At 46.3% G+C, this 4,822-nt stretch carries 5 protein-coding genes; 4 read left to right on the top strand and 1 reads right to left on the bottom strand.

Annotation, left to right across the window (positions count from 1 at the left end):
• From H6S82_RS17960 to H6S82_RS17945, 4 genes are all read left to right on the top strand, one after another.
• The coding region (locus H6S82_RS17960) for an NAD(P)H-dependent glycerol-3-phosphate dehydrogenase (protein ID WP_347339512.1) at positions 1–343 on the top strand (343 nt) is incomplete at its 5' end.
• A 419-nt stretch (positions 344–762) separates the two neighbouring features.
• Positions 763–2,001 carry an RNA polymerase sigma factor SigC gene (gene sigC / locus H6S82_RS17955; protein ID WP_191056500.1) on the top strand — a complete coding sequence of 413 codons (1,239 nt, stop codon included), beginning with the start codon at positions 763–765 and terminating at the stop codon, positions 1,999–2,001.
• A gap of 360 nt (positions 2,002–2,361) precedes the next feature.
• Positions 2,362–2,880 (top strand): transcriptional repressor, encoded by a 519-nt coding sequence (locus H6S82_RS17950; RefSeq protein ID WP_190474529.1) that lies wholly within the window; start codon positions 2,362–2,364, stop codon positions 2,878–2,880.
• Positions 2,881–3,007: 127 nt separating this feature from the next.
• On the top strand, positions 3,008–3,463 hold the full coding sequence (locus tag H6S82_RS17945; RefSeq protein ID WP_190474527.1) for a transcriptional repressor: 456 nt from the start codon (positions 3,008–3,010) through the stop codon (positions 3,461–3,463).
• A 56-nt stretch (positions 3,464–3,519) separates the two neighbouring features.
• Here H6S82_RS17945 and H6S82_RS17940 read toward each other — a convergent pair whose 3' ends face one another.
• A complete protein-coding gene (locus H6S82_RS17940; RefSeq protein WP_190474525.1) occupies positions 3,520–4,632 on the bottom strand; it encodes a peptidoglycan-binding protein in 1,113 nt (370 codons plus the stop codon).
• Positions 4,633–4,822: the final 190 nt, after the last annotated feature.

Here is a 4,822-nt window from a genome sequence, read left to right as displayed (position 1 = left end):
GATCGGCGATTCTTGGGGTGCTAATACCGACACATTTTATGGCTTATCAGGGTTAGGCGATTTACTCGCCACTTGCAACAGCGCCCTCAGTCGCAACTACCAAGTTGGATACAAACTCGCCCAAGGCGAAAAACTCCCAGCAATTTTAGCTTCCTTGGAGGGAACTGCCGAGGGTGTAAATACAACCGAAGTGCTGGTACAGCTGGCCGAGCAGCAGGGTATTTACGTACCCATTTCTTATCAGGTGTATCGCTTGCTCAAGGGAGAAGTCACTCCTCAAGCCGCTGTGGAAGCACTGATGCTGCGAGATGTCAAGCCGGAGAACAATCCAGCGAATAACTAAATATCACAGCAGTTATAGCAACAAGAGTTAGGGAAGATTCGTCAGCACACTCAAACGGTGATCGGGAAAACATCTATCGAGTGATGTAGATTAACTTACCCTCTGACAGAGGTCACCCTTGACTACCCGATCTTTTCCTTATACTAGCTGACGAATAGAAGAAGTCAATCATCTTCTTTCCCGATCGCGAAGCTGCTTAATGCCAGCATATCAATGGATTGGAGTCAATGTCGATACCCGGTAGACTTCGAGCCAACTAAAACGATCGCTAGTGTCTAACAGAAGAGTGCATCACCGGTAATTGAGCCGATTAGGCAAAACCAAGCTGTGTTTCTAGTCTTGGAAAACGCCAAAACTAGCAACAAATAGCCTGTTCGAGAAAGCCCCTTTGTCACCTGGAGCAGTTGAGGCAATTAAATATGCCAGCAACCTTTGATTTAACCGATGCCACCTACGACAGTCAACTAGATGCCTCTAGCTTTGAGCTAGAAGACAGCGCTGAGCCAATGGCCAGCGATCTGGTCGATCTGGATGAGGAGGTAGACGCTACCAGCACTCAGCAAGGTACCAGCCGTCGCACTACCGATCTGGTTCGTTTGTATCTTCAAGATATTGGTCGGGTGCGTTTGCTAGGGCGAGATGAGGAAGTTTCAGAAGCACAAGAAGTCCAGCGCTATATGCGATTGCTGGAATTACGGGATAAAGCCGCCCAGCAGGAAGATGGGACGATCGGGCAGTATGTTCGATTGATCGATATCCACGATCGTCTGGCTGCTAACTTGGGGCACCGTCCATCTTGGGAACGGTGGGCTGCCTCTGCCAGCGTTACGGTTGCGGAACTCACGCAAACTATGGCAGCGGGGAAACGGCGCTGGGCAGAGCTGGCTGCTTTAAAAATTGAAGAGTTAGAACAGATCCAAGCAGAAGGCGTCCGGGCAAAAGAACACATGATCAAAGCCAACCTGCGCTTGGTGGTGTCGGTTGCCAAAAAATATCAAAATCGCGGTCTGGAATTATTGGATTTAATCCAAGAAGGAACAATGGGTCTGGAGCGAGCTGTGGAGAAGTTCGATCCTACAAAGGGATACCGCTTTAGTACTTACGCCTACTGGTGGATTCGCCAAGGGATTACGCGGGCGATCGCCACTCAAAGCCGCACGATTCGCTTACCGGTTCACATCACCGAAAAACTCAACAAAATCAAGAAAGCTCAACGGAAAATTTCCCAAGAAAAAGGCCGCACGGCAACTCTGGAAGACCTTGCCAAGGAATTGGAGATGACGCCGATGCAAGTGCGGGAAGTGTTATTCCGCGTGCCTCGTTCTGTTTCTTTGGAAACCAAAGTGGGCAAGGAAAAAGACACCGAACTGGGCGATTTGTTGGAAACCGAGGATGTGTCTCCGGAAGAAACTTTGATGCGGGAAGCTCTCTACCGGGACTTGCACCACCTGTTAGCCGATTTAACCAGCCGGGAACGGGATGTCATCCTCATGCGGTTTGGTTTGGAAGACGGTCATCCTTACTCTTTGGCCGAAATTGGTCGGGCGTTAGATCTCTCTCGCGAACGAGTTCGCCAAATTGAAGCGAAAGCTTTGCAAAAGCTGCGCCAACCCAAGCGTCGCAACCGGGTACGGGATTATCTGGAGTCTTTTAGTTAATTAGAAGGTTAGCTGGATAACTCTGTAGGGTGAGTCAGAGGGCAGAATTTTGGCGCTCGTCATTAATTCCGCTGTGACTTACCCTACTTAATCTCAAAGGGACTGGGGGAACAATTCTCCCAGTCCTCTCTATTTTGGCGATCGCTTCCTTTTTGATAATAATTATGATTAATCAAACAATTTATTCAACTTTTTTGAATAATTACAGCATTTAATTTATTTAAAAATTTTCTCAATAAACGCGATCGCTTTCAATTCTTTTAGCTATAAATTCTCAATAATTTTTACTTCTTGAAAATTAGTTCGTATATTGTGTATCCTTACCTCATATAGAAGGCTTTTTTTGAAAAAATCTCAATTATGACTAACTACACACCGAACTCGTTTAAAGCCGAACTGAATGAAAAGGGCTGGCGTTTAACTCCTCAGAGGGAGACTATTTTACAGGTTTTTCAACAACTTCCCAATGGCAATCATCTCAGTGCGGAAGACCTGCACCATTTGCTACAAAGTAAAGGCGAACAGATCAGCCTGTCTACTATTTATCGAACTCTTAAACTAATGGTGAGAATGGGTATCCTGCGAGAACTAGAACTGGCAGAGGGACATAAACATTACGAACTGAATCAACCCTACCCCCATCACCACCATCATTTAGTATGTATTCAATGCAACAAGACGATCGAATTCAAAAACGATTCGATTCTGAAAATGGCCCTTAAGCAATGTGAAAAAGCGGGATTGCATCTGCTTGACTGTCAGCTGACTATCCATACTATTTGTCCGGAAGCTTTGCGTCAGGGGTGGCCCTCTCTACTCCCTAGCAGTTGGTCTTGTCTGAGAGCGTTTTCCTCAAGCACTTCTTCACCTTCTACCTAACCTGGGTCGTGGGACAGGCTAGTTGAATTCCTTAATTAAGATTGATTCTCAATAAATCTCCTTTCTTGCAAATCAATCATTAGTTGTGTATTATTTTCAATAGAGTACCTTTGTTGAGAAGGTGAATATGACTGTCTACACGGCATCCTCACTCAAAGCCGAACTAAATGACAGGGGCTGGCGTTTGACTCCCCAACGAGAGACCATACTGAACGTTTTTCAAGAGCTTCCTAAAGGCGAACATCTGAGTGCAGAAGATCTTTACAATCTGCTGGAGTCTCAAGGAGAAGCGATCAGTCTTTCCACCATCTATCGGAGTCTCAAGCTGATGTCTCGCATGGGTATACTGCGCGAACTGGAACTGGGCGAGGGACACAAACACTACGAACTCAATCAGCCCTTTCCCCATCACCACGATCATCTGATCTGTGTTCGCTGCAATAAAACCATTGAGTTCAAAAACGACTCAATTTTAAAAATAGGGATGAAGACAGCTGAAAAAGAAGGATATCACTTACTTGATTGCCAGCTGACCGTTCATGCCATTTGTCCTACCTGCCAAAGGGCCTTGCTACCCGTATAAAAATAGCTCCCAGATCATCTCTCTGAGAGCTGCGTAATTTAACCCAGGTACAATTCTTAGAAACCTACTTTGAGGATGTCTCTTTCATTGATGCCGTAGGCACGTTGGGCCGCTTTTACCGCCGATCTAGTCTGAGCGTTAAAGTTACCATCAATAGGGCCCTGGTAAAAGCCTTTTTCTTTGAGACGCTCTTGTAACTCGCTCACATCTAAATTACTCGTCGAGCTAGAAGTTTCCAATGCGGCTTGAGTTTTCTTATCCACGATTCCATCGGGCCTCAGACCCTTATCTCGCTGGAAGCGGATTACAGCAGCCTTGGTTACCGATCCAAAAGCCCCAGTGGAACGACTTTTGAAATAACCTAAATCTCGCAAACGATCCTGTAGGTCTTTGACCCCCTCTCCTTTATCGCCTTGGCGCAGGACAGGTGCGTTTATCGGTTGGCCAGTAGGTTGGCCAAAGGCAGATTCGTTGGTGAAAGGAGAATTATCGAAAGGTTGGTTTGATGTTTGCTTGTCGCCGTCAACTAACGTCGTCCAAGTACGCTTGCCGACGATGCCATCAACTTTTAGACCGCTATAGCGCTGGAACTGCTTAACAGAGGCATGAGTTTGGGAGTCAAAGTTGCCGTTGATTTCTCCGTCATAAACACCCGCATCTGACAAGAGTTGCTGTAGGTAGCTGACTTCCGAACCTTTAGCGCCTTTTTTCAACGTCCGGCGGCTGGAAACAGTTTCAACACTAGCGGGAGCGGCTTTTTCGGTTCCCGCGATTTTTTCTTGCAATCTTTGTTGTGTTTGCTCTTCCACTATACCATTCGGCCTCAGTCCCTCATTTTGCTGGAAACGAATGACAGCCGATTTGGTCAAGGGGCCAAAACTACCGGTCGGACGACGGTTGAAGTAACCGAGTTGTGTCAATTGCTCCTGGAGTTCCAGTACATCTGGGCCTTTAGAGCCTTGGCGCAGTTCGGCCATTGCCTGACCTGCGATTCCCAAGCCCACGCTAGCGATCGCAATACTGACCAAATTAATCCAGACTCTTCTGTAAACCTTTTTCCAGTTTACTTTGTGCTGGGAAACTTTTAGCAGCTTGGGGCTTCCAGTATCCTGACTTGCCTCTGCCGCATCATAGGAACTTGCGAGATGTATATAAACAAGGTTTTCCATAATTGCCCACCAACTCTTACTATCCTCTCTTTTAGGAGGGGTTGTACATTTTTGATTTTAGTTGCTAGATATTCCTTCTTCAGGACACCCCAACTCTTATAAAAGATTTTAGTTGAGGATTAATGCACTAATAAACTCAGCGTTACGGAAACACTGGGGTTCTCAGTAAGTCACGGTGACTTTTGGTGTT

The organism is Planktothrix sp. FACHB-1355, assembly GCF_014748295.1.
GTDB classification, from domain to species: Bacteria; Cyanobacteriota; Cyanobacteriia; order Cyanobacteriales; family Aerosakkonemataceae; genus Aerosakkonema; species Aerosakkonema funiforme_A.
The sequence above is the reverse complement of the archived record's forward strand: the minus strand, read 5'-3'. Positions and strand labels throughout refer to the sequence as shown.

Bases quoted from the DNA above. Each gene is read 5' to 3' on its own strand.
- H6S82_RS17950 (WP_190474529.1), top strand. From the start codon at position 2,362: ATGACTAACTACACACCGAACTCGTTTAAAGCCGAACTGAATGAAAAG.
- H6S82_RS17945 (WP_190474527.1), top strand. From the start codon at position 3,008: ATGACTGTCTACACGGCATCCTCACTCAAAGCCGAACTAAATGACAGG.
- H6S82_RS17940 (WP_190474525.1), bottom strand. From the start codon at position 4,632: ATGGAAAACCTTGTTTATATACATCTCGCAAGTTCCTATGATGCGGCA.
- sigC (WP_191056500.1), top strand. From the start codon at position 763: ATGCCAGCAACCTTTGATTTAACCGATGCCACCTACGACAGTCAACTA.